This window comes from Streptomyces sp. NPDC048479 (genome assembly GCF_040651435.1).
Classification (GTDB): domain Bacteria; phylum Actinomycetota; class Actinomycetes; order Streptomycetales; family Streptomycetaceae; genus Streptomyces.
This window is the reverse complement of sequence record NZ_JBEZKA010000007.1, coordinates 263,611-289,008: the sequence shown is the minus strand read 5'-3', so window position 1 is coordinate 289,008 and position 25,398 is coordinate 263,611. Positions and strand designations below refer to the sequence as shown.

General features: G+C 70.7%; 20 protein-coding genes. 9 read left to right on the top strand and 11 right to left on the bottom strand.

Annotated features, from left to right (window positions below):
• Positions 1–30: 30 nt before the first annotated feature.
• Both AB0D12_RS14345 and AB0D12_RS14340 read right to left on the bottom strand, forming a co-directional pair.
• Positions 31–1,245: an ROK family transcriptional regulator gene (locus AB0D12_RS14345; protein WP_362681197.1), complete on the bottom strand. Its 1,215-nt coding sequence runs from the start codon at positions 1,243–1,245 to the stop codon at positions 31–33.
• A 186-nt stretch (positions 1,246–1,431) separates the two neighbouring features.
• Positions 1,432–3,219, bottom strand: coding sequence for a D-glucuronyl C5-epimerase family protein (locus AB0D12_RS14340; protein ID WP_362681194.1), 1,788 nt, complete (start codon positions 3,217–3,219; stop codon positions 1,432–1,434).
• Positions 3,220–3,647: 428 nt separating this feature from the next.
• Between AB0D12_RS14340 and AB0D12_RS14335 the strand changes: the two genes are divergently transcribed.
• Both AB0D12_RS14335 and AB0D12_RS14330 read left to right on the top strand, forming a co-directional pair.
• A complete protein-coding gene (locus AB0D12_RS14335) occupies positions 3,648–4,040 on the top strand; it encodes a hypothetical protein (RefSeq protein WP_362681191.1) in 393 nt (130 codons plus the stop codon).
• Positions 4,037–4,717, top strand: coding sequence for a LamG-like jellyroll fold domain-containing protein (locus tag AB0D12_RS14330; protein ID WP_362681188.1), 681 nt, complete (start codon positions 4,037–4,039; stop codon positions 4,715–4,717). The genes AB0D12_RS14335 and AB0D12_RS14330 overlap by 4 nt, the downstream gene beginning before the upstream one ends.
• A 56-nt stretch (positions 4,718–4,773) precedes the next feature.
• On the opposite strand, the gene AB0D12_RS14325 is transcribed toward AB0D12_RS14330, so the two are convergent.
• Positions 4,774–5,838 (bottom strand): mechanosensitive ion channel family protein, encoded by a 1,065-nt coding sequence (locus AB0D12_RS14325; protein WP_362681185.1) that lies wholly within the window; start codon positions 5,836–5,838, stop codon positions 4,774–4,776.
• Between the two features lie 241 nt (positions 5,839–6,079).
• On the opposite strand from AB0D12_RS14325, the gene AB0D12_RS14320 reads away from it, so the two are divergent.
• Complete coding sequence (locus tag AB0D12_RS14320; protein WP_142217192.1) at positions 6,080–6,616, top strand: HNH endonuclease; 537 nt, start codon at positions 6,080–6,082, stop codon at positions 6,614–6,616.
• Positions 6,617–7,082: 466 nt separating this feature from the next.
• Here the strand turns inward: AB0D12_RS14320 and AB0D12_RS14315 are convergent, their stop codons facing one another.
• On the bottom strand, positions 7,083–10,031 hold the full coding sequence (locus AB0D12_RS14315; protein WP_362681182.1) for a beta-N-acetylglucosaminidase domain-containing protein: 2,949 nt from the start codon (positions 10,029–10,031) through the stop codon (positions 7,083–7,085).
• A 253-nt stretch (positions 10,032–10,284) separates the two neighbouring features.
• Between AB0D12_RS14315 and AB0D12_RS14310 the strand changes: the two genes are divergently transcribed.
• The 6 genes from AB0D12_RS14310 (at position 10,285) to AB0D12_RS14285 (ending at position 17,157) form a co-directional block, all read left to right on the top strand.
• On the top strand, positions 10,285–10,476 hold the full coding sequence (locus AB0D12_RS14310) for a hypothetical protein (protein ID WP_362681304.1): 192 nt from the start codon (positions 10,285–10,287) through the stop codon (positions 10,474–10,476).
• Positions 10,477–12,813 carry a 4-alpha-glucanotransferase gene (malQ, locus tag AB0D12_RS14305; RefSeq protein WP_362681179.1) on the top strand — a complete coding sequence of 779 codons (2,337 nt, stop codon included), beginning with the start codon at positions 10,477–10,479 and terminating at the stop codon, positions 12,811–12,813.
• Positions 12,814–12,833: 20 nt separating this feature from the next.
• Positions 12,834–13,064, top strand: coding sequence for a hypothetical protein (locus tag AB0D12_RS14300; protein ID WP_362681176.1), 231 nt, complete (start codon positions 12,834–12,836; stop codon positions 13,062–13,064).
• A 316-nt stretch (positions 13,065–13,380) separates the two neighbouring features.
• Entirely contained in the window at positions 13,381–14,331 is a 951-nt protein-coding gene (locus AB0D12_RS14295) for a DMT family transporter (RefSeq protein WP_362681173.1), read from the top strand.
• Between the two features lie 67 nt (positions 14,332–14,398).
• Positions 14,399–16,138 carry a sel1 repeat family protein gene (locus AB0D12_RS14290; protein ID WP_362681170.1) on the top strand — a complete coding sequence of 580 codons (1,740 nt, stop codon included), beginning with the start codon at positions 14,399–14,401 and terminating at the stop codon, positions 16,136–16,138.
• 104 nt (positions 16,139–16,242) lie between these two features.
• Entirely contained in the window at positions 16,243–17,157 is a 915-nt protein-coding gene (locus tag AB0D12_RS14285; RefSeq protein ID WP_362681167.1) for a LysR family transcriptional regulator, read from the top strand.
• Between the two features lie 36 nt (positions 17,158–17,193).
• Here the strand turns inward: AB0D12_RS14285 and AB0D12_RS14280 are convergent, their stop codons facing one another.
• The 7 genes from AB0D12_RS14280 to AB0D12_RS14250 form a co-directional block, all read right to left on the bottom strand.
• Positions 17,194–18,291, bottom strand: coding sequence for a selina-4(15),7(11)-diene synthase (locus AB0D12_RS14280; RefSeq protein WP_362681164.1), 1,098 nt, complete (start codon positions 18,289–18,291; stop codon positions 17,194–17,196).
• 266 nt (positions 18,292–18,557) lie between these two features.
• A complete protein-coding gene (locus AB0D12_RS14275) occupies positions 18,558–19,178 on the bottom strand; it encodes an ATP/GTP-binding protein (RefSeq protein ID WP_362681161.1) in 621 nt (206 codons plus the stop codon).
• Entirely contained in the window at positions 19,159–19,518 is a 360-nt protein-coding gene (locus tag AB0D12_RS14270; protein ID WP_362681158.1) for a DUF742 domain-containing protein, read from the bottom strand. Before AB0D12_RS14270 ends, AB0D12_RS14275 begins: the two co-directional genes overlap by 20 nt.
• The gene (locus AB0D12_RS14265) at positions 19,515–19,931 is read right to left on the bottom strand and encodes a roadblock/LC7 domain-containing protein (protein ID WP_362681156.1); all 417 of its coding nucleotides are present in this window, start codon (positions 19,929–19,931) and stop codon (positions 19,515–19,517) included. The genes AB0D12_RS14270 and AB0D12_RS14265 overlap by 4 nt, the downstream gene beginning before the upstream one ends.
• Positions 19,928–21,364 carry an ATP-binding protein gene (locus tag AB0D12_RS14260; RefSeq protein ID WP_362681153.1) on the bottom strand — a complete coding sequence of 479 codons (1,437 nt, stop codon included), beginning with the start codon at positions 21,362–21,364 and terminating at the stop codon, positions 19,928–19,930. The genes AB0D12_RS14265 and AB0D12_RS14260 overlap by 4 nt, the downstream gene beginning before the upstream one ends.
• A gap of 185 nt (positions 21,365–21,549) precedes the next feature.
• Positions 21,550–24,135: an aminopeptidase N gene (pepN, locus tag AB0D12_RS14255; RefSeq protein ID WP_362681150.1), complete on the bottom strand. Its 2,586-nt coding sequence runs from the start codon at positions 24,133–24,135 to the stop codon at positions 21,550–21,552.
• Between the two features lie 195 nt (positions 24,136–24,330).
• Positions 24,331–25,359 (bottom strand): aspartate-semialdehyde dehydrogenase, encoded by a 1,029-nt coding sequence (locus AB0D12_RS14250; RefSeq protein ID WP_362681147.1) that lies wholly within the window; start codon positions 25,357–25,359, stop codon positions 24,331–24,333.
• Positions 25,360–25,398: the final 39 nt, after the last annotated feature.

Below are 25,398 nucleotides of genomic sequence, written 5' to 3'. Positions count from 1 at the left end.
TGGGGTCGAACGGGGGAGGTGTGCTGGTTTTCAGCGGGAGGTGTCGAAGACTTCGTCCCGCGTGGTGGCCAGGGCGTTCTCCAACGCCCCGCGCAGGACCGGGTGTTCCCGTACGGAACCGAGTACGAGACGGGGCCGGGAAGCGGCCAGTTCGGTGAGCTCTGCCTGTACGCGTGCGCGCAGCGGCTCCCCGCCTGCGGCGATCACCTCGCCGGACAGGACGACGAGTTCGGGGTCGAGTACGGCGACCATGGAGGCGAGACCGGTGGCGAGACCGGTCGCGTAGGCGTCGAGGAGCTGCCGGTACGGCCCCGATTCTGCACCGGCGGCCCGGGAGACCAGCTCGGTGGCGACCTCGGCGTGCGGACCGTGCGCGACGCCGTCCACACCGAGCTCGCGCGCCAGCCGGGGCAGCGCCTGCGCACCGGCCAGTTCCTGGAAGCCACCGCTGTTCGCCTTGGTCACCTGCCGCACGAGAGGTGTGCCGGGCACCGGCAGGAACCCGACCTCACCGGCACCACCGGTGAAGCCGCGGTGCAGCCGGCCGCCGATGACGAGGGCGGCGCCGAGGCCCTCCTCGTTCCACAGCAGCACAAAGTTCTGATGACCGTGCGCGGCCCCCAGGCGCTGCTCGGCGACCGCGACGAGGTTGACGTCGTTCTCGTACTCGACGGGCATCGGCAGCACCGCGGCCAGTTCGTCGAGGAGGGTGGGGGAGTGCCAGCCGGGCAGGTGGGATGCGTACCGCAGCCGCCCGGTGGACGGGTCGAAGGCGCCGGGTGTGCCGATGACCAGCCGGTGCACATCGGAGCGGGTGAGCCCGGCGGCCTTCACGGCCCCGTCGAGCGCCTCGGTGACCTGGCGTACGACGCTCTCGGCTCGCCGCCCCGGGGTCGGCAGCTCGAACTCTCCGACAGTGGCGCCGGTGATGTCGGCGACGGCGGCGCGGATCCGGTGCGGGGTCACATCGAGCCCGCCGGCGAAGGCGGCCCGCGCGTTGACGGCGTACAGCTGGGCGTTGGGCCCGGGCCGGCCTTCGGTGGTCCCGGTGGCGACGACGAGCCCGGCGGACTCGAGCCGCGCCAGCAGTTGGGATGCGGTGGGCTTGGAGAGGCCGGTAAGCTTCCCTATCTTCGTACGTGACAGGGGCCCGTGCTCAAGCAGCAGGTCGAGTGCGGCCCGATCGTTCATGGCCCGGAGTACGCGCGGTGTACCGGGTGTGGTTCCGGGTGTGGTTCCGGCCACGACGGATGCACCTGCCTTTCGACTGCGGACTTCCCCGCTGCACTGTTAGGAAAGTTTCCTAACCAGTGAGAGGAAAAGTAAGCCGCACGTCAGCCGGGCGTCAATGGCCAGCGCCTCCGAGGCAACCAAAGCGTTACCTGCGGAGGCGCCGAGCGTGTGCAGTCTGCGGCAGATCTGCGGCCGGTGTCAGCGCCCGTCGGTGAGCACCTGCGCGGTGGGTGCCCAGTATCCCTTCAGTCCACCGGCGGTGATCCGGACCATGGGCCTGCCGTTCACGACGGCTCTGCGGTCGAACGGGGCGTTGGACTCCTTGGCGAACTTCACGGTCTTGGTGGAGCCGGTGGTCCCGTTCGCGCCGAACTTGACGCAGGTGATCTCCACGCCTGCGGGGAAGGTCGCGTTGCGCTGCGGGCGGTAGGTCGTGGAGACGTACTCACCGCGCAGGAAGACCTTCGGGAACGCCTCGCCGATCCACCAGCCGGCGTACGAACCGGCGTTGATCCGGTAGTAGATGCCGCGGCCCATGATGCGGCGGCGTACGTTGACCGGAGCCTGGGTGGCCTTGGCGAAGGTCACCTTCTTCGTGGCCAGCTGCCTGTCGGCCTTCGAGGCGGACCAGCCAAAGCTGTCCGCCGCGCCGAGGGTGTCGAGCGCGTAGAGGGTGTGTGTGCCGGCGGCGATGGCCGCGACGGACCCCGAGCGCAGGCCGTACGCCGGGAAGTCGTCGATCAGCTGGTCGTGCCGGTTGGCGATGGTGGGGCTGCCGGTCTGCCAATGCAGCTGCCGCAGAAGGTTGATGTGGTGCTGGTGGTACGTCGGCGCCGGAATGCGGTGAGTGTCGCAGTAGTACGAGTACCAGCGGGCGTTGCGCAGCCGGGGGAAGTGATCACGGATCGTGGTGAGCGAACCGTCGTACAGCTGCTCCGCCAGCGGATTGCCGGTCGCCTGGAAGTAGTCCCAGAGCCCGAACATGGCGAAGATCATGCCGTTGTAGGTGTAGTCCGAGGTGCCCGGGGCGTTGATCGGATACTCCTGGATCCACAGGTATCCGTTCTTGTCCCTGTTCACCGCCCACGGCTTGGCGTCGTCGGCGCGCAGCATCGAGGCGAAGGCACCGTCGGCGGCCGCCCGGTAGGTTGTGCGCTCCTGCTCGGTGATCCCGTGGAGCTGGGAGAGCTGGATGAAGAGACTGATCGCCTCACCCTGCGCCATGCCGGAGTACCAGGGTGCCTTGTAGACGACGCCGTTGTGCGTCGGGTGCGCGAAGTCGAAGGGGTACGGGAAGTACCAGGCGCCGCGAGCCTCCACCCGCTTCTCGATCAGACGGTCCGCCTGCGCCTTGGCGCGCTTGAGGAACAGAGCCCTGCGGGCGGGGTCCCTGTCGGTGCGGTAGCCGGTGAGACAGCCCAGACCGAACTGGATCTGGGTGACGGGCTGGTCGTATCCGGCCGCGGTCCTGTTGGGCCGGTACTGGATGACGCCCTTGGAGTCGAGATAGGTGTGGTTGTTGTCGGGCGTGACATTGGCCCAGGCCGTCGGACGGTCCCGCCACGGCCGCAGCGCCTCGGGCAGGTCGGTGACGCACCTGTAGGCGGACTTGTTGAACTGGAACGGCAGGGCCGTCGGTACGGAGTTCTCGACGGCCTGCGGGTTCACCGGCTCATCGGCGTACGGAATGTCCACCAGGGCGCCGGGCCTGGAGAGAGTGCCCTCGGCGAGCTGATCCGGCAGCGGCGGCAGGGGTGGCGGCGCCGGCGGCGGCTGATCGCCGCCCGGTACCCCCGGTGCCCCTGGGAGGCTCAGCGCGAGCGACCTCGGCATCCCGCCGAAGAGGTCCGGCTCGGGAGTGTTGAACACCCCGGCGGCCATGGCGGTGAAGGTCCCCCCGCCCGCCACGGCGGCACCGGCGACGGTACCTCCGGCCACACGGATGAAGCGTCTGCGGCCGATGTCGGCACGTCTCTGTCCTGGCATGACTGAAGAACGCGAGTCATGAGGGAGTCGTGATGCCGGCGCGCCCAGGAGTACACAAACGTGTAGTAGTCCGATCTGACGTGACGCCAGGCGTGGGGGTGATCACGAAGAGCGGGGCTGGGCGGGGCTGCCCGCGGGGCGGGTGCTCAACCGGAATGGGTGCCGAACTGCTCGGTCGTGCGGGGGCGTTACTCGACGACCCGCGAGGCGACGTCTTCCAGCTCCGCTTTCTCCCAGCTCGGCTTACTGAAGCGCTGCGGGACCCCATGCCTGCATCAACTGATCGATCAGCTCCGCTTCTGGGACTGGGGTGCGCCGACGGGCCTCATGCAGTTGTCCGTTCCAGGAAGGGCCTGGGGAGGCTCATGGAGGGGGAAACAGTCATGCCTGAACACAGATGGAGAGGCGCTCGCGCATAGGGTGCCATGGTGGGTGCCACGCTCCTGATGGGGGTGCTTTCGACACCGGCCTTCGGGGCAGTGAGCGATCCGGCCGACGATCCGGTGCCCCTTGCACCCCGGATCACCAGCGAGGGGCCGTACACGGAGTGCACGGCGAATGACTGCGCTGGGCAGGGCGAGCCTGGGCTGGCCGGGATGTTCACGTTCCGCCCGAACGCGGCGGACATCGATCCGGAGACGGGGAAGACCGACGTCGCGGGCTACCGAGTGAGGTTGCAGACCGAGCCCGGAGCCACGGAGGTCAGCTGGGCCGAGCCGCCGCCGTACGCCGTGGTGCCCACCGTTGCGGGCACTCAGGTTCTGGAAGTACAGCGGACTGGAACGCCGGGCTCTCCACTGGCAGTGAGATCAAGGACGTGAGCGGTTACGCCAAGCCCGGCCTGACTCTGTCGGGAGAGGGTGCGCAGCTTCGGGCGGACGAGTCCGGGCGGCGTCAGCTGGTCCTCGACGGAATTCAGGGATATGCCGCGACGCCTGGGTCGGCGATGGACGAGACCGGCTCGTTCACGATCTCGGCCAGGGTCCGTGTCGACAGTGCCGGGTGGGCTGCCAAGCCATCCGGTTACCGCGCCATCGCGGCCGGTCAGAAGCTCGCGGACGAATCGTCATGGGCCCTGGTGCTGCGGAAGATCGACCAGGACGTCAGCGTCTGGAGCTTTGAGAAGACCGTGGTGGACGCGGCAGGCAAGGTGACGGAGCGGGTCGTGGTTCAGGCGGACAACATCATGGAACCGTCGGAATTCGACACCCCGATCCATGTCTCGGGTATGTACGACGCGGCTGCGACCACGTCCGGTGAGCCGGATGCATCCGGCAAGCTCAAGCTCTACATCGGCAACAGCCCGCAGAACGAGAACCCCCATGCCGGGCGCACGTCGCAGGCGCAGGGCACGGGAGAGCTGGCCGTGGGGCGCGGTGCCGACGGCGGGACCATGGACCACTACCTCCCCGGCGGTCTGGACCGGCTGCGTATCTGGACCGGTGCGATGACGGCGAACGGACTCGCCCAGGAACTGGAATCGGGCGCGGCCGGCTGACGCGGACATGGAACGGGCCCCCGCCGCATGGCAGGGGCCCGTTCCTGTGCGTAGGCCTACTTCGCCACGTTCGCCGGAGACGCCAGCGGCGTCGCCGCCAGTGACTGCGGCGAAGTCGCCGACCCGTACGCCGAGGGCGCCGCCATTCCCGCCGTCGGGTCTGCCGACGCGGCCTCCTCCGGCACCGGCGGCAGGCCGCCCACGATGCGGATGCCCGCCCTGTCGAAGGCCTGTTTGATCCGCCAGCGCAGCTCCCGCTCCACGCCCAGTGCCTTGCCCGGCATCGTCTTCGCGGCGACCCGCACTGTCATCGAGTCCAGCAGCACCTCGTTCAGACCCAGCGCCTCCACCGGGCCCCACAGCCGCTCGTTCCACGGCTCGGCCTTCGCCAGGTCGTCCGCGACCTCGCTGATCACCGAGTTGACCTGGTTCAGGTTCTCCGAGGAGCGGACCATGACGTCGACCGAGGCCGTCGCCCAGCCCTGGCTGAGGTTGCCGATGCGCTTGATCTCGCCATTGCGGACGTACCAGATCTCGCCGCTGTCGCCGCGCAGTTTGGTGACGCGCAGGCCGACCTCGATCACCTCGCCGGAGGCGACACCCGCGTCCACACTGTCGCCGACGCCGTACTGGTCCTCCATGATCATGAAGACACCGGAGAGGAAGTCGGTGACGAGGTTCCGGGCGCCGAAGCCGATCGCGACGCCCGCGACACCGGCGGAGGCGAGCAGCGGGGCCAGGTCGATCTTGAAGGCGCCGAGGATCATCAGGCCCGCGGTGCCGAGGATCACAAAGGACGAGACCGAGCGGAGTACGGATCCGATGGCCTCCGAGCGCTGACGGCGGCGCTCGGCGTTGACCAGCAGGCCCCCGAGAGCCGTGCCCTCCACCGCCTGGGCGGAGCGGTTCATCCGCTCTATCAGCTTGGTGAGGGCGCGGCGCAGCAGCATGCGCAGCACCAGCGCAACCACCAGGATCAGCGCGATGCGCAGGCTGGTGTTCAGCCAGGTGGACCAGTTCTGCTCCACCCAGCCTGCGGCGTCTCCTGCCTGCTTGGCGGCCTCGTCGAGCGAGCCGGGCTCGGATGACGGATCGGCGACCAATAGGACGGACCAGGACACGAGCGGAACCTCCAGGCATAGCGGGTGGCAGACCAACCACCCTAACGGGGCATCCGGTGTGCTCGGGCGCGGTGTTCGAGGGAGAGACGAGGCTCACCCGGGGATGAAGCGGGTGTGCTGCAAAACACTTCGAGCCCGTTACCCGCACGTGGTGGCGCTCGGACCTGGCATGAGGAGACACTGAAGAGCAGATCGTCCCGGCGCGAGCCACGCGCCGCCGGCGTACAAGGAGGCATCCACCGTGCCGCACGTTCTGGTCCTCAATGCGTCGTACGAGCCCCTCGGCGTCGTACCGCTTCGCCGCGCGCTCATCCTCGTACTGGAGAACAAGGCCCTCTGCCTCGAGGAATCCGGCGCCTTCATGCACAGCGCGACCCGTGTCATCGCCGCACCCAGCGTCGTACGGCTGAAGCGGTTCGTGCGGGTCCCCTACCGGGGGCCCGTTCCGCTTACCCGCAAAGCACTCTTCGCCCGCGACGGCGGGCGCTGTATGTACTGCGGTGGCGTCGCAACCAGCGTCGACCATGTCATTCCGCGCAGCCGTGGCGGACAGCACGCCTGGGACAACGTGGTGGCGGCCTGCCGCCGCTGCAACCATGTCAAGGCGGACCGGCATCTGCGGGAGCTGGGGTGGCGGCTGCACCAGCATCCCGCTCCGCCGAGCGGCCTCGCGTGGCGCATCATCGGGACCGGGCATAGGGACCCGCGCTGGCTGCCATACCTGCAGCCGTACGGCGCGGACGACGCGATGGCCCGGATCGACGGCATCTCTGCCTGAGGTCCCCTCTTTTTTTGGGGCTCGGCTCGCCTCCGGGGCGCCCTGAGCGTCTGTCGACGGTCGACCGTGCTCGACCGCTCGTCCCTCGCGGCCTCCGCGCGCTCTCCGCTTTCGACAGCCGCGCGCCCCTTCGGCTCGCTCGCCGGGCGGTGGGGGTCGCGGGCTGGGCGGGGGCCGGGGTGCCTTGAGTGTCTGTCGACGGTCGGCCGTGCTGGACCGCTCGTGCCTCGCGGCCTCCGCGCGTTCTCCGTTTTCGACAGCCGCGCACCCCTTCGGCTCGCTCGCCGGGCGGTGGGGGTCGCGGGCTGGGCAGGGGCCTGGGGCGCCTTGAGTGTCTGTCGACGGTCGGCCGTGCTGGACCGCTCGTCCCTCGCGGGCGCCGCGCGTTCTCCGTTTTCGACAGCCGCGCGCCCCTTCGGCTCGCTCGCCGGGGCGGAGGGGCCGGGCAGGGCTTCGGGGGCGCCGTTCACCCTGTGACGGCGTATGCCTCCACCGACCAGAGCGAGTACCCGTACTGGGTGGCGCGCGCGTCGCCCTGGACGCGGACGAAGCGGGTGTCCCTGGCGTCCATACGCACGCTCTCGCGCCCGCCCCCGCCGTCCTTGACCGTCGCGGCCGTCCGCCACGTGCGGCCGTCGGCGGAGACCTGGATGCGGTACTTCGTCGCGTACGCGTCCTGCCAGTGCAGCACCACCTGCCCGACCCGGGCCGGCTGCTTCAGCTCCAGCTGCCACCAGGCGCCGTCCTCGGCGGGCGAGGACCAGCGGGTCTTCGGGTCGCCGTCGAGCGCCGCCGACGGCGGAAAGTCGGCCGTCTCGTCGCCCGACGAGGCGGCCGCGGCGCCTGCCGTGCGTGCGAGGTCGGGGCCCCCGGTGCGCGGATAGGCACGCACCGTCAGCGTGCGCTCCTGGCCCGCGAAGGACAGCGGCACCCGGTACTCACCGGCCGGTGTGCCCGCCGGGACGGTCACCTCGACCGGCACGGTCGTACGCTGCCCGCGCGGCACCGTCGTCTGCTTCGGGACCCTCACCTTGATGCCGGCCGGAGCCTTCGCGGTGAGTTCGCCGCGCACCTCGGCGGGCCGCCGCCCGGTCAGCCGGACGCCCGCGCGCTGCGGGCCGCCGCCGATCTCGGCGTCCGCCTCGCCGCGTACGAGATCGAGGCCGGCCGGCGGCTCGTCGGCGAACCACGGCACCACGGACCGTACGGCGACGGGATCGTCCCCGCCCGCCGCGACCCTCACCGCGTCCACCCGCAGGCCCTTCGCGTCGGTCTCGGTCCAGCCGCCGGCGGAGAGAGGGCCGAGCGTGCGCCAGCCCTGGCCCGGGACATGCGCCTCCACCCGGCCGCCGGAGCCCGTGGCCCCCGCGGACGGTTCGGTCATCGTGTACACCGAGGCGACGGGCCTGGGCCGGTCCAGCCGGACCGTGTCCTCGCCGGCCGTGTCCGCGAAGCGGTCCGCACCCGTCCAGATCGCCGACTCCTTCGCGGCCCGGTCCAGGAACGGATTCAGTACGCCCTTGCCGACCGTCGCCTGGCTTGCCCTGATGGCCGTGCGCAGCGGCTCCAGGGCCAGCGAGTCCCGCCAGGCCGCCGCGCCGTCGCCGCGCACCTGCGCCTGCAGCATGTCCACCGAGAGCTCGCCGGCCCGGCCGTACCGCGCCAACTGCTCCAGCCACGGCCGCACTTCATCGTCGAGACGGCCGTCGGCCGGCCGTGTCAGCCGCTGCGGAGCCTCGCGCATCACGGTGAACGCGGCGCGCAGCGAGGCCGCCGCCCGGTCCCTGGCCGCCGCGTCCGTCGTCGTGCGCGACTGCCAGAACTCCTTCAGCAGCGGCTGCAGATAACCGGACTCGGTGGGGCTGAGTATCGAAGAGGCGTGATTGCCGGCCAGCGCGCGCATGGCCTCGCGGGTCTTCGTATCGCCGCCCGCGAGATCGTCGATCGCGGCCTGCCAGGACTCGTCGGGGCGGTAGCCCTTCGGGTTCCAGGCGTAGTCGGCGGCGGTGAACAGCGGTATGCGGGACGCGTAGGCCTGCTCCATGGCGTTGGCGAGCAGCGCGACGGAGCCGGTCGCCACGGCGGGCTCGCGGCCCGTGTAAGGGCCGAGGAATATCCGGTCCTGCGCGTAGTCGTTGACCGGGTAGTTGTCCATGGTGACCAGCGGATGCTTGAACGTCTCCCGGGCACCGGCCAGTTCGCGGCCTGTGATGGTGCGCGGCACCACCCCGACACCCGTCCACGCCACCTGGACCCGGCCGTCCAGCTCGCTCGCGAGCGCCCGCCGGAAGTCGGTGGCACCGTCCTGGTAGAACTCCGTCGGCATCAGTGAGAGCGGCGCGGCTTCCGGATGCCGGTCGGCCAGATGCTGCGCCACCGCTCCCGCCACGCGCGCCTGCGCCCTGGCCGCCGCCTCGGGGCCCGAGCCGAAGGCGTCCGCGTCCTCGTCGCAGTGCCACTCGCTGTAGCTGACGTCCTGGAACTGCAGCTGGAAGGCGCGTACACCCAGCGCCCACATCGCGTCGATCTTGCGCTTCAGCGCCTTGACGTCGCCGTCCTTGGCCAGACACATGGCCTGCGCGGGCGCGACGGCCCAGGCGAGCGTGACGTGGTTGCGGCGCGCGCGCTCGGCGAGCTCGCGGAACTCCGCTCGCTGGGCCGCGGGATACGGCTCGCGCCAGCGGGCCTGCCGGAAGGGGTCGTCACCGGGCGCGTACAGATAGCGGTTCTGCTTGGTACGACCCATGAAGTCCAGCTGTGCCAGCCGCTGTTGATGGCTCCACGGCTGTCCGTAGAAACCTTCCGTCATGCCGCGTACGGCCGTGCCCGGCCAGTCGCGTACGAGTACTCCGGCGACGGTCCGCCGGTCGGCTCCCGCGACGGTCTGCCGGACGATCAGCTGCCGCAGCGTCTGGACGCCGTGGTAGAGGCCGTCCTCACCGACGCCGTCGAGCGCGACGGTGTCCCGGCCCTGGACCTGGCCGACCGCGAGCCGGTAGCCGCCGGAGGGGAGATCGGTGCGTTCGGGTGCGCGCAGGGCGCGCAGCGCGTCCCACGCGCCGGTGCCGCCGATGCGCAGGACGGGGCCGCGGCCGGGCAGTGCGGTGTGCACGGTGCGTACGCCGGACGCGTGCAGCAGCTCCGTCAGCCGCTCGACGGCGTACGGATCGGCGTCGCGGTCCGCGACGACAGTCACTTCCTCACCCAGCGCAACGGCCGATCCAGCCGCCCGCATTGTCTGCGGTCGTGGCCAGACGGAGGGCAGCGCGGCCTCACCCTCGGGGTCCTGCGCGGTGGTGGCGGGGGAGCCCGGGTCGTCCGGGGCGGCGACCGCGCCGTGCGCGCCGCCGAGCAGGCTGCCGATGACAGCGACCGCGACGGCTGTCGCAGTACGCCTCCCGCGCGCGAGCCGCACACCCGTCTCCCCTCAGTCTCCCCTGTCGCTCCGGTCGGCTTCGAGCCCACCACCACCACAGTGAGGGTGTCAATGCGAGTGGCCGTTGTGCACCTTTTGACTTATGTGATGGGCGGTTTGATTGATTTGATTCAACTCCCACGCAGGGAACGGAATGTGACACGGAACACGTTGACTGATCGTGTACGTCTGCGGCCGCGCCCGCTGGGTAGGGCTGCTGATGTCCCACTACCGTCCGCTTGGAGTGACCACCGTGGCCGCCGCACACCTTCTGCTGTCCGCCCTGTCCAAACAGGTCCCGGGTCCCGGCCCGCTGACCAGCGAACCCCCGCTCGCCGACGCCGCCCCACTGACCAGTGAACCGCCGCTCACCGACAGTGCACCTCTCACCAGCGAGCCGACGGCCCACGGCACGGCCGGCGGCGTGGAGTCCCCAGGAGTCTGAATGGGCCTTGCCCGGCTCGCCGCACTGCATGGAGTCGCCACTTCCTACGCGCCCTCCGAGGGCGTCACCGTCCCGGTCCCCGACGCGACGGTCGTCGCGGTCCTCGCCGCACTCGGCGTCGACGCGTCCACCGCGTCGGGGGTTCGTGATGCCCTGAGCCGCGCCGAGGCCGCCGCCGCGGGTCGGCTGCTGCCGCCGACGGTCGTGCTCTGGAGCGCGAGCGGCGAGGTTCCGGCGGCGCTGACGGAGCTCCCCGCGGGTACGACCCTGCGGGTCGAGACGGAACAGGGCGCGGCGGTGGAGTGGCTGACGCGGGAGCCTGCGGCTGCCGCGGCGAACGGCGATGCGGATCAGGCCTCGTTGCGCGGCGAGGTGGAAGAGGCCGCCTTACGCGGCGATGCGGAACAGGTCCCCGTGCCCGACGCGGCGCGCAGCGAACCCGCACCCTCGGCGCCGGTCGTCTCCGGCGGGGCCGGGGATGCCCCCGAGGGCCCCCAGCCCTGGCAGCAACTTCCGTATGGCGTTCATCAGTTGTCGGCCGAGGCTCCGGACGGGCGGGTCGCCCGGTCCAGCCTTGTCGTCGCGCCCGCCCGGGTGCCGCAGCCCGAAGGCCGCTCGCACGGCTTTCTCGTACAGCTCTACTCCCTGCTCTCCACCCGCTCCTGGGGTATGGGCGACCTCGGCGATCTGGCCGAGCTGGCCACCTGGTCCGGACGGTCGCTCGGGGCTTCCTTCGTACAGGTGAACCCGCTGCACGCGGCCGTACCCGGCACCCCCACCGACCCCTCCCCGTACCGGCCGTCCTCGCGCCGCTTCCCCGACCCCGTCCATCTGCGCATCGAGGACATCCCCGAATACGCGTACGCGGGCGCCCGGGACGGGCAGCGGCTGGAGGAGCTCCGTGACAAGGGCGCCGGGCTGCGCGAATCCGTTCTGCGGAAGGGCGCGCTGATCGACCGGGACGCGGTCTGGGAGCTGAAGCGAGAAGCCCTGGAAATCGTGCACCGCATCCCGCTCGGGCCCGGACGCCGCGCCGCATACTGCGACTTCCTCGCCGAGCAGGGCCAGGCCCTGGAGGACCACGCCACCTGGTGCGCCCTCGCCGAGGTGCACGGCCCCGAATGGCACACCTGGCCGGTGGAACTGCAGGACCCGCGCTCGCCCGAGACCGTCCGCGCCGGGCACGAGTTGATGGACCGGGTCGACTTCCACAGCAGGCTCGCCTGGATGACCGACCGGCAGCTGGCCGCCGCAGGGCAGGCGGCGCGCGACGCGGGTATGGGCGTCGGCATCGTCCACGACCTGGCCGTCGGCGTGCACCCGGGCGGCGCGGACGCCTGGGCGCAGCGGGAGACCTTTGCCGCCGGGATGTCGGTCGGTGCCCCGCCGGACGCCTTCAACGCCCGTGGCCAGGACTGGGGCCTGCCCCCGTGGCGCCCGGACGTGCTGGCCGCGTCCGGTTACGCCCCGTACCGAGGGCTGCTGCGCGGACTCCTCCGCAACGCGGGCGCGCTGCGTATCGACCATGTGATGGGCCTGTTCCGCCTCTGGTGGGTCCCGGAGGGCAGCCCGCCCACCGACGGCACATACGTCCGCTACGACGCCGAGGCGATGCTCGCGGTGCTCGTCCTGGAGGCTCACCGGGCGGGCACCGTCGTGATAGGGGAGGACCTCGGCACGGTCGAGCCGGGTGTGCGCGAGGCGCTGACGCGCCGCGGCGTGCTGGGCACCTCCGTGCTCTGGTTCGAGCGCGACTGGGCCGGCACGGGCCGTCCGCTGCCGCCCGAGGAGTGGCGCGTCGGATGTGTGGCCACCGCGACCACTCACGATCTGCCGTCCACGGCGGCCCGGCTGACCGGCGAGCATGTGGCGCTGCGCCACCGCCTCGGCCTGCTGACCCGTTCCTTGGAGCAGGAGTGCACGGAGGACGCAGGGGATGTCGCCGAGTGGCTCGGCCTGCTCGGCGGCCTCGGTCTGCTGCCCGAGGGCAGCGGCGACGAGGAGGGCCGGATCCGCGCGGTCTACCGCTTTCTGCTGCGTACGCCCGCCCGGATGGTCGGCGTCTGGCTGCCGGACGCAGTGGGTGACCGGCGCCCGCAGAATCTGCCGGGCACCTGGGACCAGTACCCGAACTGGCGGCTGCCCGTCGCGGACGCCGAAGGCCATCCCCTCACGCTGGAGGAGCTGGCCGCCTCGCCCCGGCTGCACGCGCTGATGGGCGTCTTCGCGGACGTCTTCCGTCCCGGGGACGGCCGTGGGGATGTCTCCGGGGCCGGTGCGGGGCCCGGGTGCGGGCCCCGTGCCCGTACGGCACCCCCGGACGCGCGCCCGGGATAGCCGTTCGCTACGTTGGCACCGTGGACAAGAAGAACGCTTTGCGCGCCGGCGCCGTCGCGGCCGGTACGACGCTGATGATGCTGCTCCTGTCGTCGCCGGCGCTCGCGCTGACCCCGGACGACGGCGACGACCCGGGCCCGGGCCTGAGCGTGATCGAAACGGTCGGCCTCTATGTCGTGGCGCCGCTCGCTCTCTTCGCGGTGATCGCGGGCCTGGTGATGGTCCTCGACAAGTCCAGGAAGCCGAGCTGACCGGCTCCCTGTAGCCCGAACGGTTCTTCCAGGGCGCCCTGGGGTGTGTACGCACCCGAGGGCGCCCTTGGCATGTCGCGGGCCTCCACGGCGCGCGCGGGCCCCCACGGCGCGCGCGGGCCCCCACGGCGCGCGCGATCCCTCATGGCGAACGAACCCGGCCGGTACCGGTCCACGGGCACGCCCGCCCAAACCTTTCAGTTTTCCTTCAAGTAATCGTTAAAAGTATTCGATGGACCTAAGCGTTCCGCCGGTGCGACGGTAGCTCGCGCAACCGAGAGATCCCCCGGCGGGGAGAGAGGCGAGGGGTATACCGATGGCAGTCCTGGACCGCGTCCGCAGCAGTGAGGCGACAACCCCGGCGGAGAAGGTGCGCCAGGCCTCCGGCCTCGGGCTCCTGCTCGCCGCCGTCGCGACGGTCGTCTGGTCGGGGAGCTTCGTCGCCTCTCGTGCCCTTCATGACTCCGTACCGCCCGTGCAGGCCGCCTTCTGGCGCTGGATCGTCGCGATCGTCGCCGTCGCGCCGTTCGCCGCACCCGAGACCTGGCGGCAACGAGCGCTGATACGACGCCACTTGGGTTACCTCACCCTCGCCTCGCTGCTCGGCGTCACCGTCTACAACACCCTCGTCAACCAGGCCGGTCTCTCCACTCCGGCCGGCAACATGGGCATGATCATGGCCGCCTCGCCCGTCCTGATGGCGTTGTACGAACGCCTCGGCGGCAAGCGGCTGGGAGTGCGCCGTACGGTCGGAATGGCGGTCGCCTGCACGGGAGTTCTGCTGCTGGTCGGCAAGGGATCCCTGTCGTTGGACTTCGCTGCCGGTGACCTGTGGATGTTCGCCGCGGCGCTCAGCTTCGCCTCGTACAGCGCACTGCTGCGCCGCCGTCCCGCCGAGATCGGCGGACTCGCCTTCCTCTTCACCACGTTCGTGCTCGGCACGCTGATGCTGGCTCCCGCGTTCGGTGCCGGCCTGGCCCTCCGGGGCGGCTTCGAGCCAACGGTCGGGACGGTCGGACCGCTGGTGTACGTCGGCGTCTTCTCCTCCGCGGTCGCCTTCTTCTCCTGGAACAAGGCGATCGCGCTGCTCGGCGCGGCACGGGCCGGAGTCGTCTACTACCTGCAGCCCGTCTGTGTGGCGGTGCTCTCCTTCGTCCTCCTGGGTGAGCCGACCGGTCCGACGCAGATCCTGTGCATGGTGTTGATCCTCGGTGGAGTGATGCTGGGGGCTTCGGGCGGTGCGGCAGGCAGGGCCAGGAAGCGGTAGCCGCACAGCGTAGGCCGAACAGGGGCCTGTTGGCAGAGCGTTGGCGGTGCCTGGAACGATCATGCGCATGGCACAACAGGATCCGACCCAGGACATCCGGCACCACGGTGAGGGGCTCGTCGCCGCCGCGCTCGCGGGAGACGCGCAGACAGCCCGCAGGCACACCGACTTCTTCGTCCTCCGCAGACACGTCGACGAAGGCATTCCGTACTGGGAGCGGGCGGTGGCCGCGGGGGACGCGTTCTCCGCCTACACCCTCGCCCGGTACCGGAAGATCCGCGGCAACCGCGCGGAGGCCGACCGGCTCTACCGCTCCGCCGCCGAGCGGCACGCCGGATGCGCGTACGGGCTCGGCGTCCTGCTCCAGGAGGACGGGAACCCGGAGGCCGCCGAGTGGTTCCGGCGTGGCTGGGAACTGGGCCACCTCGACTGCAAGATCGAACTCGGCAAGCACCTCGCGGCCGAGGGCAGGCTGGACGAGGCTCCCAAGTTCCTGATGGACAACGTGGACATCGGCGATATCGCCGTCTTCCGCTGGGTGCAGCTCTTCGAGTCCATACGGGGGGACTTCGACCAGGTCGCCGCGGGTCTCGCGGCCGCGGAAGCGGAAGCAGCGGAGGCGGCGGGCGGAGCGGAAGGCGACGGTGAGGCCGCGCGTGAGGCGCTCCGCCCGCTCTTCGAGATGGGCGACCACTTCCGGGACTATCCCGGGCTGGCCGTCGAGGCCGAGACGTACTACCGCAGGGCCGCGGCCCTCAGCGCCTCCGCCCGCGTCGACCACGCCATCTTCCTGGAGACGGAGACGGAGACGGAGACGGAGACGGAGACGGCCGGCGCGGACGACCGCTGGACCGCGGCCCGTCAACTCCTCGTCCAGGCACATGAGTCGGGGTACGAGGGTGCCGCGTACGTCCTCGGCGTACTGCAGGAACAGCGCGGTGAACTCGCCGAGGCCGAACGCTGGTACGCCGCATCGGCCGCCGACGGGCACCAGTCCGGGCAGTGGAACCTGGGCATCCTCTGCAAGCGGCAGCGGCGCTTCGAGGAGGCGGAGCGCTGGTTCCGCGAGATCGGTGACGACGACGAGGACGTCGCCGACCAGTTGGCGCGGATCGCCCGGCTGCGCGCGGACGGCGTGGCGCCCGGCAAGGACCTGCGCAGGCTGCCGGGGCTGCGCGGGCGCGCTGAGGCGGGTGACGTCCAGGCCTCGTACGCGTACGGGAAGATCCTCGGCGAGTGGGGCGGCGCGGCCGCGCGTCATATGGTCCGGTGGATCGAACCCGCGGCGCGGGCCGGTGACCCGGAGGCGGCGTACGACCTGGCGGAGCTCTACAGCGAGCTGCGCAGGCCCGTGCTCCGCGACCACTGGTACCGGCACGCCGCCGAGACCGGTCACCACGACGCCTGCAACCAGATGGGCTGGCTCTCCGAGCACCACAAGGACTACCAGGAGTCCGAGCGCTGGTACGTCCGTGCGGCCGAGGGCGGCGCGCCGCTGAACGCGATGCTCGCGGGCAGACTCAAGGCGCAGCGTGGCGCGTACGCGGAGGCCGAACCGTATCTGCGAAAGGCCTGGGAGGAAGGGCAGGAGTACGCGTACGGCACCGAGGCGGCCGGCTACTACGGGCTCGTCCTGCACCGGATGGGCCGCCACGCGGACGCGATCGAGCCGCTGCGCTGCGCGGCGGAGAGCTGGCAGGAGGGTGTGCGCAGCCGCTACAGCCAGGACGATCTGGATGTCCTCGCCCGGATGGCGGACCCGGAGAAGGAGCTGGCCGCGGCGGAGGCGGCGCTGGCGGCCGGATAGCACCGGATGGTGCCGGCCGGCGCCCGATAGCGCCGGATGGTGCCGGCTGCGCCGGATAAGGACAGCACCGGATGGCTTCGGATGCTGCCGGATAAGTTGCGGGCATGACCGAGTGGGACATCAAGAAGCTGCAGATCCTCCGCACGCTGAGCGAGCGGGGGACGGTGACAGCCACGGCCGAAGCGCTGCTGATGACCCCGTCGGCCGTGTCCCAGCAGCTCTCCAACCTGGCCAAGCAGCTCGGCGTACCGCTGCTCGAGGCGCATGGACGGCGGGTCAGGCTCACCGACGCGGCGCATCTGGTGCTGCGTCACGCGGCGGCTGTCTTCGCTCAACTGGAGCGAGCAGACGCGGAGTTGACCGGATATCTGCGGGGCGAGGCGGGGGAGGTGCGGGTGGGGGCGTTCTCGACGGCCGTGCCCGCGCTGGTGGTTCCGGCGGTGCGGCAGCTGCGAGCGGCGCATCCGGCGCTGGAGGTACGGGTCAGGGAGGCGGAGGCGGCGGAGGCGTACGAGCTGCTGGCCAACGGAGACGTGGATCTGGCGCTGTCGCTGGCGGCGCACGCGCCGACGGCCCGCGACCCGAGGTTCAGCCGAGTACCGCTGCTGGCCGACCCGCTGGACGTCGCCCTGCCGGCCGGGCATCCGCTGGCGGCGGAGGCGGGGCTGCGGCTGGCCGATCTGTCGGGCGAGCGGTGGATCTTCGGGGGCAGCGGGCCGTGGTCGGAGATCACCCTTGCGGCGTGCGAGGCGGCGGGTTTCGTACCGGAACAGGCGCACTCGGCGGCGGGCTGGACCGCGATCCTCGCGATGGTGGAGGCGGAGATGGGCGTCGCGCTGGTTCCGCGGATGGCGGCGGTGGAACGGGGCGGGCGCACGGGTGTGGCGATGCGGGTCCTGAGCGCGGACCAGCCGCGCAGGCATGTGGTGGCGGCGGTACGTCGGGGGGCGGAGGAGGCGCCGGGCGTGGGGCGCGTGCTGGGTGCGCTGCGGGAGGTCGCGGCGGCGCGGGTGGGGTGAGCGGACGGCTTCGCGGTGGCCCCGCCCTCCCGGGAGCTAGGAAGTTCGCTGGACCGGCCGGTACCGGCCGGGGGAAGTGGTGCCGCACGGCAGGAGGTCCCACCACCATGCGATCGCCGGGATGTCCAGCGGCTCGGGGCTGTCGTCGGTGGGGGTGTCGCGGAACACCGTGGGGCTGCCGGCCGGGTCGTCCGGCGTGGTGTACCGCACGGAGCTGATGCCCCAGTCCTGCGCGCCGCGTATGAAGGACGCGAGGCTCTGCAGATACTGGCGCAGCTGCGGGCTGCCCTGCTCCGACAGATAGTCGCTCAGGCGCATGAAGAGGCACATCACCCGGTCCCGCTGGGCGATCGCCGTGGTCAGGGCCTGGCGGGTGCTGAGCCCGTTCTCCTGCTCCAGCACCCGCAGGACGTTGAGGAAGTAGCCCGGCCCGCTCCGCTCCTTGTGGTACGAGAAGATGTCGTTGTCCCAGGTGATGACGAACGACGCCATTTCGGCCGCGGCGCGCACCGCCGTGCGGTCCCGCTCGTGCGGCTGGAGCTCGTAGCCGTGCCCCATCTCCAGCAGGGGCAGCACCACCGACGTCGCGCCGTCGTGCAGCCGCATCAGGGTGTAGTCGTTCAGATCGGGCACTGTGCCGGCGCGGCGGTGGGACGCCTCCCACACCACCGAGAAGAAGTACTCCCGCAGTGCGTCCACCCAGCGGGCCGTCTGTCCCGCTGTGCCGTACCGGCTGACCCTGAGCCGCAGATCCCGCAGCCCGGCGGCCAGCGGGTCGTCCAGCAGCATGGGGGCTTCCGGGTTCTGCGCGATACGCAGCAGCCGGTGCAGCAGTCCTGCCAGATCGCCCGGCCGTCGGCCGAGTTCGCCCTCCTCGCAGTGCCCGTCGTCCACGCCGAAGAGCCAGAGAACGAAGTCCGCGAGGAGGGAGACGACTTCCTCGCGGCCCTCCGGCAGGATCCGGGCGGAGAAGGTGCCGATGTCCTGCACGACGAGTTTGCCGCGCAGCTCGTCGGACCCTATGCGAAACGTTTCCGCCCAGGCCGCTGTCTGTACGTCTATATCCGCATGGCGCGGATGGATCGCCGGTGGGATGGGAGAGAAGATCGGCGGAACTGCCAACTCAGGCTCCACGTCTGCCTACCTCTCCATGCCGGGTGCGACGCGTTGTCACTGTCGTAACATGCGCCACGGGCACCCCTTAGTGATCAACTATCACGCATCGTACTGAGCAGTGATGGCTGATTCCAACAGGACAATCCCCCAGCTATCGGGCAGCGCGTCGACATTGTCGGCTGGAACGGAAGAGCAACCTCCACCAGGAGCTGCGGACAGGGCGCCCCAGGGCCCTGCCGTGGCAGCTCAGCCCGGAGCCGGCGTGAGTCCGGCCTCCGGCGTGGTCAGGACGCCTCCGGCTGCGTGGCGAGGGACTGCAGATAGCGCATCAGCGTCACCAGCACGTCCCGGCTGGAGGCGCGCTCGCGCGCGTCACAGCCGATGACCGGTACCTCCGCCGGCAGATCGAGGGCACCGCGCACATCGTCGAGGGAGCAACCCGGCGCATCGGGGAAGGAGTTGACGGCGACCACGAAGGGCACACCGCGCTCCTCCAGCCGCCCGATGACGTCGAAGCTGACCTCGAGCCGTCGGGTGTCGACCAGCACCACCGCGCCCAGCGCGCCCTCGAACAGGCCGCGCCACAGGAACCAGAAGCGCTCCTGACCCGGGGTGCCGAAGAGATACAGCACCAGCTCCTCGTTGATGCTGATGCGGCCGAAGTCCATGGCGACGGTCGTCGAGGTCTTGCGCTCCACGCCCTGGATGTCGTCGACCCCGACCCCGGCCTGGGTCATGGTCTCCTCGGTCGTCAGCGGTCTGATCTCGCTCACCGAGCCGACCAGGGTCGTCTTGCCGACGCCGAAGCCGCCCACGATGACCACCTTGACGGCGGCGGTGGCCGTCTCGGGCAGCACGTCCTCGCTCCGCGGCCCCACGGCCTGCTCAGAGCTTCTGAAGTCCATCGATCACTGCCTCAATCAAAGCGCGGTCGGGGAGTTGGGCGGCCTGGACCGGTGCGCGGGCAATCACCTGGTTGTCGGCCAGCAGATCGCTGAGCAGCACGGTGACAACACTCACCGGAAGGCTCAGATACGCGGAGAGCTCGGCCACCGAAAGCGGCGCCTGGCAGAGCCGGATGATCGCTGCGTGCTCGGGCTGGACTCCGGGCCGGGGGCCCGACCTGGCGACGATCAGCGTGACCAGGTCGAGAGTGGTGGGCGCGGAGGAGCCGCTGCGGCCGCCGGTGATGACGTAGAGCCGCTCGGGACTGCTCTCTTCCCAGTCCCCGCCCGGGTTGCTCACGCGGTCTGTCCCTCGCGCCGCGGCGGCGTGCTGAGATGCTCTCCGATCCGCAGCACCAGATCGCGCATCCGGTGGCCCATCAGCCCGGCGTCGACGCCCTCGTCGGCCAGTACGGCGAGATAGGCACCCGAGCCGGCCGCCATCAGGTAGAAGAAACCGCCGTTCATCTCGATGACGACGAGATGCATCTGCCCGTTGCTGTGCGGGAGTTCGCTCGCGACGGCACCCGCCAGGCTCTGCAGTCCCGCGCACGCGGCCGCCAGCCGGTCGGCGGTGTCGGTGTCCGCCCCGTACTGGGCCATGCGCAGTCCGTCCGCGGACAGCACGACCACGTTCCTGGTCTGTGGTACACCCTCGGCCAGGTCCTTGAGCATCCAGTCCATGTTGGTCTGGTTGGACTGCTGCTGAATCATGGCTGCGTGTTCCCCTTGCTCGTCTGGGTGGGCTCACCGGACAGCCCGCTCTGGAAGGCGGACAGCCACATGCCCGGCTGTACCGGGGGTGAGTGCTCCGGCTCGGGCGCGGCGGCGGTGTCGGCGGCGGCCGGTGCGGTGACGCGGGCCTTGCGGCGCCGCTGCGGCAGACCTGTCATGGTCCGTTCGGTCACGATCGGGACCTCGTCGTCTGCTGTCATGGGCCCGGTGACCGCCCTGGGCAGCCGCTCCTCGAGGGGCCGGTCGGCCGGGCGGGGGCCGGAAGCGGTGCCGATGCCGTGCGCGAGGCCGGTCGCCGAAGCGGCCGTGGTGATCAGTTCCTGCGGGACGACGAGGACGGCGCGCACACCGCCGTACGCCGAGGAGCGCAGCGAGACCTGGAAGCCGTACACCTGCGCCAGTCGGCCGACCACGGCGAGGCCGAGGCGGGGCGTCTCGCCCAGGTCGTTGACGTCGATGCCCTGCTGGGCCTGGCGGAGCATGCGCTCGGCCCGCTTGCGGGCCTCCTCGCTCATGCTCACGCCGCCGTCCTCGATCTCGATGGCGATGCCCGACTGCACATCGACGGCGGTGAGATGGACCCTGGTCTGCGGCGGCGAGTAGCGGGTGGCGTTGTCGAGCAGCTCGGCGAGCGCGTGGATCAGCGGCTCGACGGCGGTGCCGACGACGGCGACCTCGGAGACCGAGTGCAGCTCCACCCGCTGGTAGTCGATGATCCGCGACATCGCGCCGCGCATCACGCTGTAGAGCGGTACGGCCTTGCTCCACTGGCGGCCGGGCCGCGCGCCGCCGAGTACGGCGATGGAGTCGGCGAGCCGGCCGATCAGCGCGGTGCCGTGGTCGATGCGGAGCAGATCGCCGAAGACCTCCGGAGCCTTGCCGTGCCGGTCCTCCATCTCACGGAGTTCCTGGGCCTGTTGGTGCACGATGGCCTGAACTCGACGTGCGATGTTCACGAAGGCGCGCTGCGCGGACTCACGCAGGTCCTCCTCGGCGACGACGGCGTCGAGCACCGAGCGCAGCACCGCCCGGTGCTCTGCCGGTGCGTCGAGCGCGTCCAGTACGTCCTCGGGGAACTCGCCCTTGCGCAGCTGCCCCACCACCTGGGGCAGCAGCTCGCCGGCGAGGCGTGCGGTCTCGGCCTGCTGCCGCGAGAGCGCAGCCTCCCGCTCCGCGAGTCTGCCGTGGAGCTCCTCGATGACCCTGCCGCGGCGTGCGGCCTCGGCGCAGGCGCAGGCGACGGCGACCGCGACGACCGCCGCGACACCGATCCAGAGCACGGCGGTGCGGGCCGACGCGGAGACCAGGGAGACGGCTGCGGCCGTGGCCGCAACGGTCACGGCGACGGGTAGCAGCCAGCCGAAGCTGGCCAGGGGCCGCGGATTTCCGGTCGACGTTCCCTGTCGAACCATCAGCATCCTCAGAATCGAACGAGAAAGATCATATGACGACGGGCACGGAGCATATCGGCGTCGGAGAACGGAGGTTGACGGGGGGTCACAAAATTGGCGGGAAGTTCGCGCCCTGGAAACACGAGAGCGCCCCGGACCGTACGGCCCGGGGCGCCCCTTCTGTGCTGTTACGGCAACGGCAACGGCTACGCAGCCGCGGCGTCCACCGCCTGCGCCTTCAGCGCCCGTTCGACGCCCGCGCGCGATTCCGAAATCAGCCGCCGCAGCGCCGCATTCGGCTCCGCCGAGTCCAGCCAGGCGTCCGTCGCGTCCAGCGTGTCCTGCGAGACCTGGAGCGAGGGGTAGAGCCCGACCGCGATCTGCTGGGCGATCTCATGGCTGCGGGACTCCCACACGCCCTTCACCGCCGCGAAGAACCTCTCCGTGTACGGGGCGAGCAGCTCGCGCTGATCGGTCTGGACGAAGCCCGCGATGACCGCCTCCTGAACGGCGTTCGGCAGCTTGTCGGACTCGACGACCGAGGCCCAGGCCTCCGCCTTCGCCTTCGCCGTCGGCCGGGCTGCGCGCGCCGTGGTCGCGTGGCGCTCGCCCGCCGCCGTCTTGTCCCGCTCGTACTCCGCCGCGATCTCCTCCTCGTCGAGCACTCCGACCGCCGCAAGCCGCTCCACGAACGTCCACCGCAGCTCGGTGTCCACGGCCAGGCCCTCGATGGACTCCGTACCGTCGAGCAGCGCCTGCAGCAGGTCGAGCTGCTGCGGCGTCCGCGCGGTCGCGGCGAAGGCGCGGGCCCACGCCAGCTGGTGGTCGCTGCCCGGTTCGGCCGCGCGCAGATGCGCCAGCGTCGCCTCGGTCCACTGCGTCAGCCCCGTCTCGCGCCACTGTGGTGCCGCGTACAGGTCGATCGCCAGCTTCACCTGGCGGTGCAGCGACTGCACGACGCCGATGTCCGACTCCTTGCCGATGCCGGAGAGGACCAGGGACAGATAGTCCCGCGCGGCCAGCTCGCCGTCGCGCGTCATGTCCCAGGCGGAGGCCCAGCACAGCGCCCGCGGCAGCGACTCGGTGAAGTCACCGAGGTGCTCGGTCACGATCCGCAGCGACTCCTCGTCGAGCCGGACCTTTGCATACGTAAGGTCGTCGTCGTTGAGCAGGATCACCGCGGGACGGCGGGTGTTCTGCGGGAACGGCACATCCGTGCGCTCGCCGTCCACGTCCAGCTCGATCCGGTTCGTACGGACCAGCTTGCCGTTCTCGTCGAGGTCGTAGCAGCCGATCGCGATCCGGTGCGGGCGCAGGGTCGGCTCGCCCTTCGCGCCCGCGGGCAGGGCCGGTGCCTCCTGGCGTACGGAGAAGGACGTGACGTACCCCTCCTCGGAGATCTCGATCTCCGGGCGCAGGATGTTGATGCCCGCCGTCTGCAGCCACTTCTGCGACCAGGTCTTCAGATCACGGCCGGAGGTCTCCTCCAGCGCGCCCAGCAGATCGGACAGCTGGGTGTTGCCGTACGCGTGCGCCTTGAAGTACGCCTGCACGCCCTGGAAGAACTCGTCCATGCCGACGTACGCGACGAGCTGCTTCAGCACCGACGCGCCCTTGGCGTACGTGATGCCGTCGAAGTTCACGAGAACGTCGTCGAGGTCGCGGATTTCGGCCATGATCGGGTGGGTCGACGGCAGCTGGTCCTGCCGGTACGCCCAGGTCTTCATGGAGTTCGCGAACGTCGTCCAGGCGTGCGGCCACTTCGAGCCCGGCGCGTACGCCTGGCAGGCGATCGAGGTGTACGTGGCGAACGACTCGTTCAGCCACAGGTCGTTCCACCACTCCATGGTGACCAGGTCGCCGAACCACATGTGGGCCAGCTCGTGCAGGATCGTCTCCGCACGCACCTCGTACGCCGCGTCCGTCACCTTCGAGCGGAAGATGTACTGGTCGCGGATGGTCACCGCGCCCGCGTTCTCCATCGCGCCCGCGTTGAACTCCGGCACGAAGAGCTGGTCGTACTTTGCGAAGGGGTAGGCGTAGTCGAACTTCTCCTGGAACCAGTCGAAGCCCTGCCGCGTGACCTCGAAGATCGCGTCGGAGTCCAGGAACTCGGCGAGCGAGGGGCGGCAGTACACACCGAGCGGAACGGACTGGCCGTCCTTCTCGTAGCTGCTGTGGACCGAGTGGTACGGACCGACGATCAGCGCCGTGATGTACGTGGAGATCCGCGGCGTCGGCTCGAAGCGCCAGACACTGTCCTTGGGCTCCGCCCCCTCCGCCTGCTGCAGCGGGGAGTTCGAGACGACCGTCCAGCCCTCGGGAGCCTTCACGGTGAACTGGAACGTCGCCTTCAGGTCCGGCTGCTCGAACGAGGCGAAGACGCGGCGCGCGTCCGGCACCTCGAACTGCGTGTAGAGGTAAGTCTGCTGGTCCACCGGGTCGACGAAGCGGTGCAGTCCCTCACCGGTGTTGGTGTACCCGCAGTCCGCGACCACCGTCAGCTCGTTCGGGCCCGCGTACAGATGCGGCAGCGCGATCCGCGAGTCCCGGAAAACGGCGGCGACATCCAGCGCCTTGCCGTTCAGCACGACCTGGTGGACGGCCGGGGCGACCAGGTCGATAAAGGTCTCCGCACCGTCCTCGGCGGACTCGAAGCGCACGGTGGTCACGGACCGGAAGGTGCCGTCCTCCTGCGCCGAGCTCAGGTCGAGGTCGATCTCGTACGAGTCGACGGTCAGCAGGCGCGCCCGCTGTTGTGCCTCTTCGCGGGTCAGATTCGTGCCAGGCACGCTGTCATCTCCTCGGTTCGTGACGTTTGTGGCCATCCTTCCACGGGGCGAGGTGCGGCTGCCCGCCTTAATGCGGGTGCCGCGGGGCGCGGTTCGGCGCAGTGCGGCGGAGCCGGGGCTCCGCCCCGGACTCCGCGCCTCAATCGCCGGCGGGGCTGAAAGACTCAGCCCCGCCGGCGATTGAGGACACGACCGCTACGCGCGCAGCTCCGCCGCGACCAGCTCCGCGATCTGCACCGCGTTCAGCGCCGCGCCCTTGCGGAGGTTGTCGTTGGAGAGGAACAGCGCGAGGCCGTTCTCCACGGTCTCGTCGTTGCGGATGCGGCCCACGTACGAGGCGTCCTTGCCGGCCGCCTGGAGCGGGGTCGGGATCTCGGAGAGCTCGACGCCGGGGGCGTCCTTCAGCAGCTCGTACGCGCGCTCCACGCTGATCGGGCGCTCGAAGCGGGCGTTGACCTGCAGCGAGTGGCCGGAGAAGACCGGGACGCGCACGCAGGTGCCGGAGACCTTGAGCTCGGGGATCTCCAGGATCTTGCGGGACTCGTTGCGGAGCTTCTGCTCCTCGTCTGTCTCGAAGGAGCCGTCGTCGACGAGGTTGCCCGCCAGCGGCAGGACGTTGAAGGCGATGGGGCGCTTGTAGACGCGGGGCTCGGGGAAGTCGACCGCGCCGCCGTCGAAGGTCAGCTGGTCGGCGGCCTCGGAGACCTGGCAGGCCTGCGCGTGCAGCTCGGCGACACCGGCCAGACCCGAGCCGGACACGGCCTGGTAGGTGGTGGCGACCATCGCGCTGAGACCGGCCTCCTCGTGCAGCGGGCGCAGCACCGGCATCGCTGCCATCGTCGTGCAGTTCGGGTTGGCGATGATGCCCTTGGGCCGGTTCTTGATCGCGTGCGCGTTGACCTCGGAGACGACCAGCGGCACCTGGGGGTCACGGCGCCAGGCCGAGGAGTTGTCGATCACGACGGCGCCCTGCGAGGCGACCTTCTCGGCGAGCGCCTTGGAGGTCGCGCCACCGGCCGAGAAGAGCACGATGTCCAGACCGGAGTAGTCGGCGGCGGTCGCGTCCTCGACGGTGATCTCCTGGCCCTCCCATTCGAGGGTGGATCCGGCCGACCGGGCGGAGGCGAACAGACGAAGCTCGTCGATCGGGAACTTTCGCTCGGCGAGGATCTTGCGCATGACTCCGCCGACCTGACCGGTGGCTCCGACGATTCCGACCCTCACGGTGACTCCTTCTGTCTGTGCATACGACGCGGGCAGCCT

Excerpts from the sequence above, each read along its gene's own strand:
- AB0D12_RS14260 (WP_362681153.1), bottom strand. The coding sequence starts at position 21,364 with ATGGTTCGACAGGGAACGTCGACCGGAAATCCGCGGCCCCTGGCCAGC.
- AB0D12_RS14340 (WP_362681194.1), bottom strand. The coding sequence starts at position 3,219 with ATGCCAGGACAGAGACGTGCCGACATCGGCCGCAGACGCTTCATCCGT.
- AB0D12_RS14295 (WP_362681173.1), top strand. The coding sequence starts at position 13,381 with ATGGCAGTCCTGGACCGCGTCCGCAGCAGTGAGGCGACAACCCCGGCG.
- AB0D12_RS14290 (WP_362681170.1), top strand. The coding sequence starts at position 14,399 with ATGGCACAACAGGATCCGACCCAGGACATCCGGCACCACGGTGAGGGG.
- malQ (WP_362681179.1), top strand. The coding sequence starts at position 10,477 with ATGGGCCTTGCCCGGCTCGCCGCACTGCATGGAGTCGCCACTTCCTAC.
- AB0D12_RS14265 (WP_362681156.1), bottom strand. The coding sequence starts at position 19,931 with ATGATTCAGCAGCAGTCCAACCAGACCAACATGGACTGGATGCTCAAG.
- AB0D12_RS14285 (WP_362681167.1), top strand. The coding sequence starts at position 16,243 with ATGACCGAGTGGGACATCAAGAAGCTGCAGATCCTCCGCACGCTGAGC.
- AB0D12_RS14275 (WP_362681161.1), bottom strand. The coding sequence starts at position 19,178 with ATGGACTTCAGAAGCTCTGAGCAGGCCGTGGGGCCGCGGAGCGAGGAC.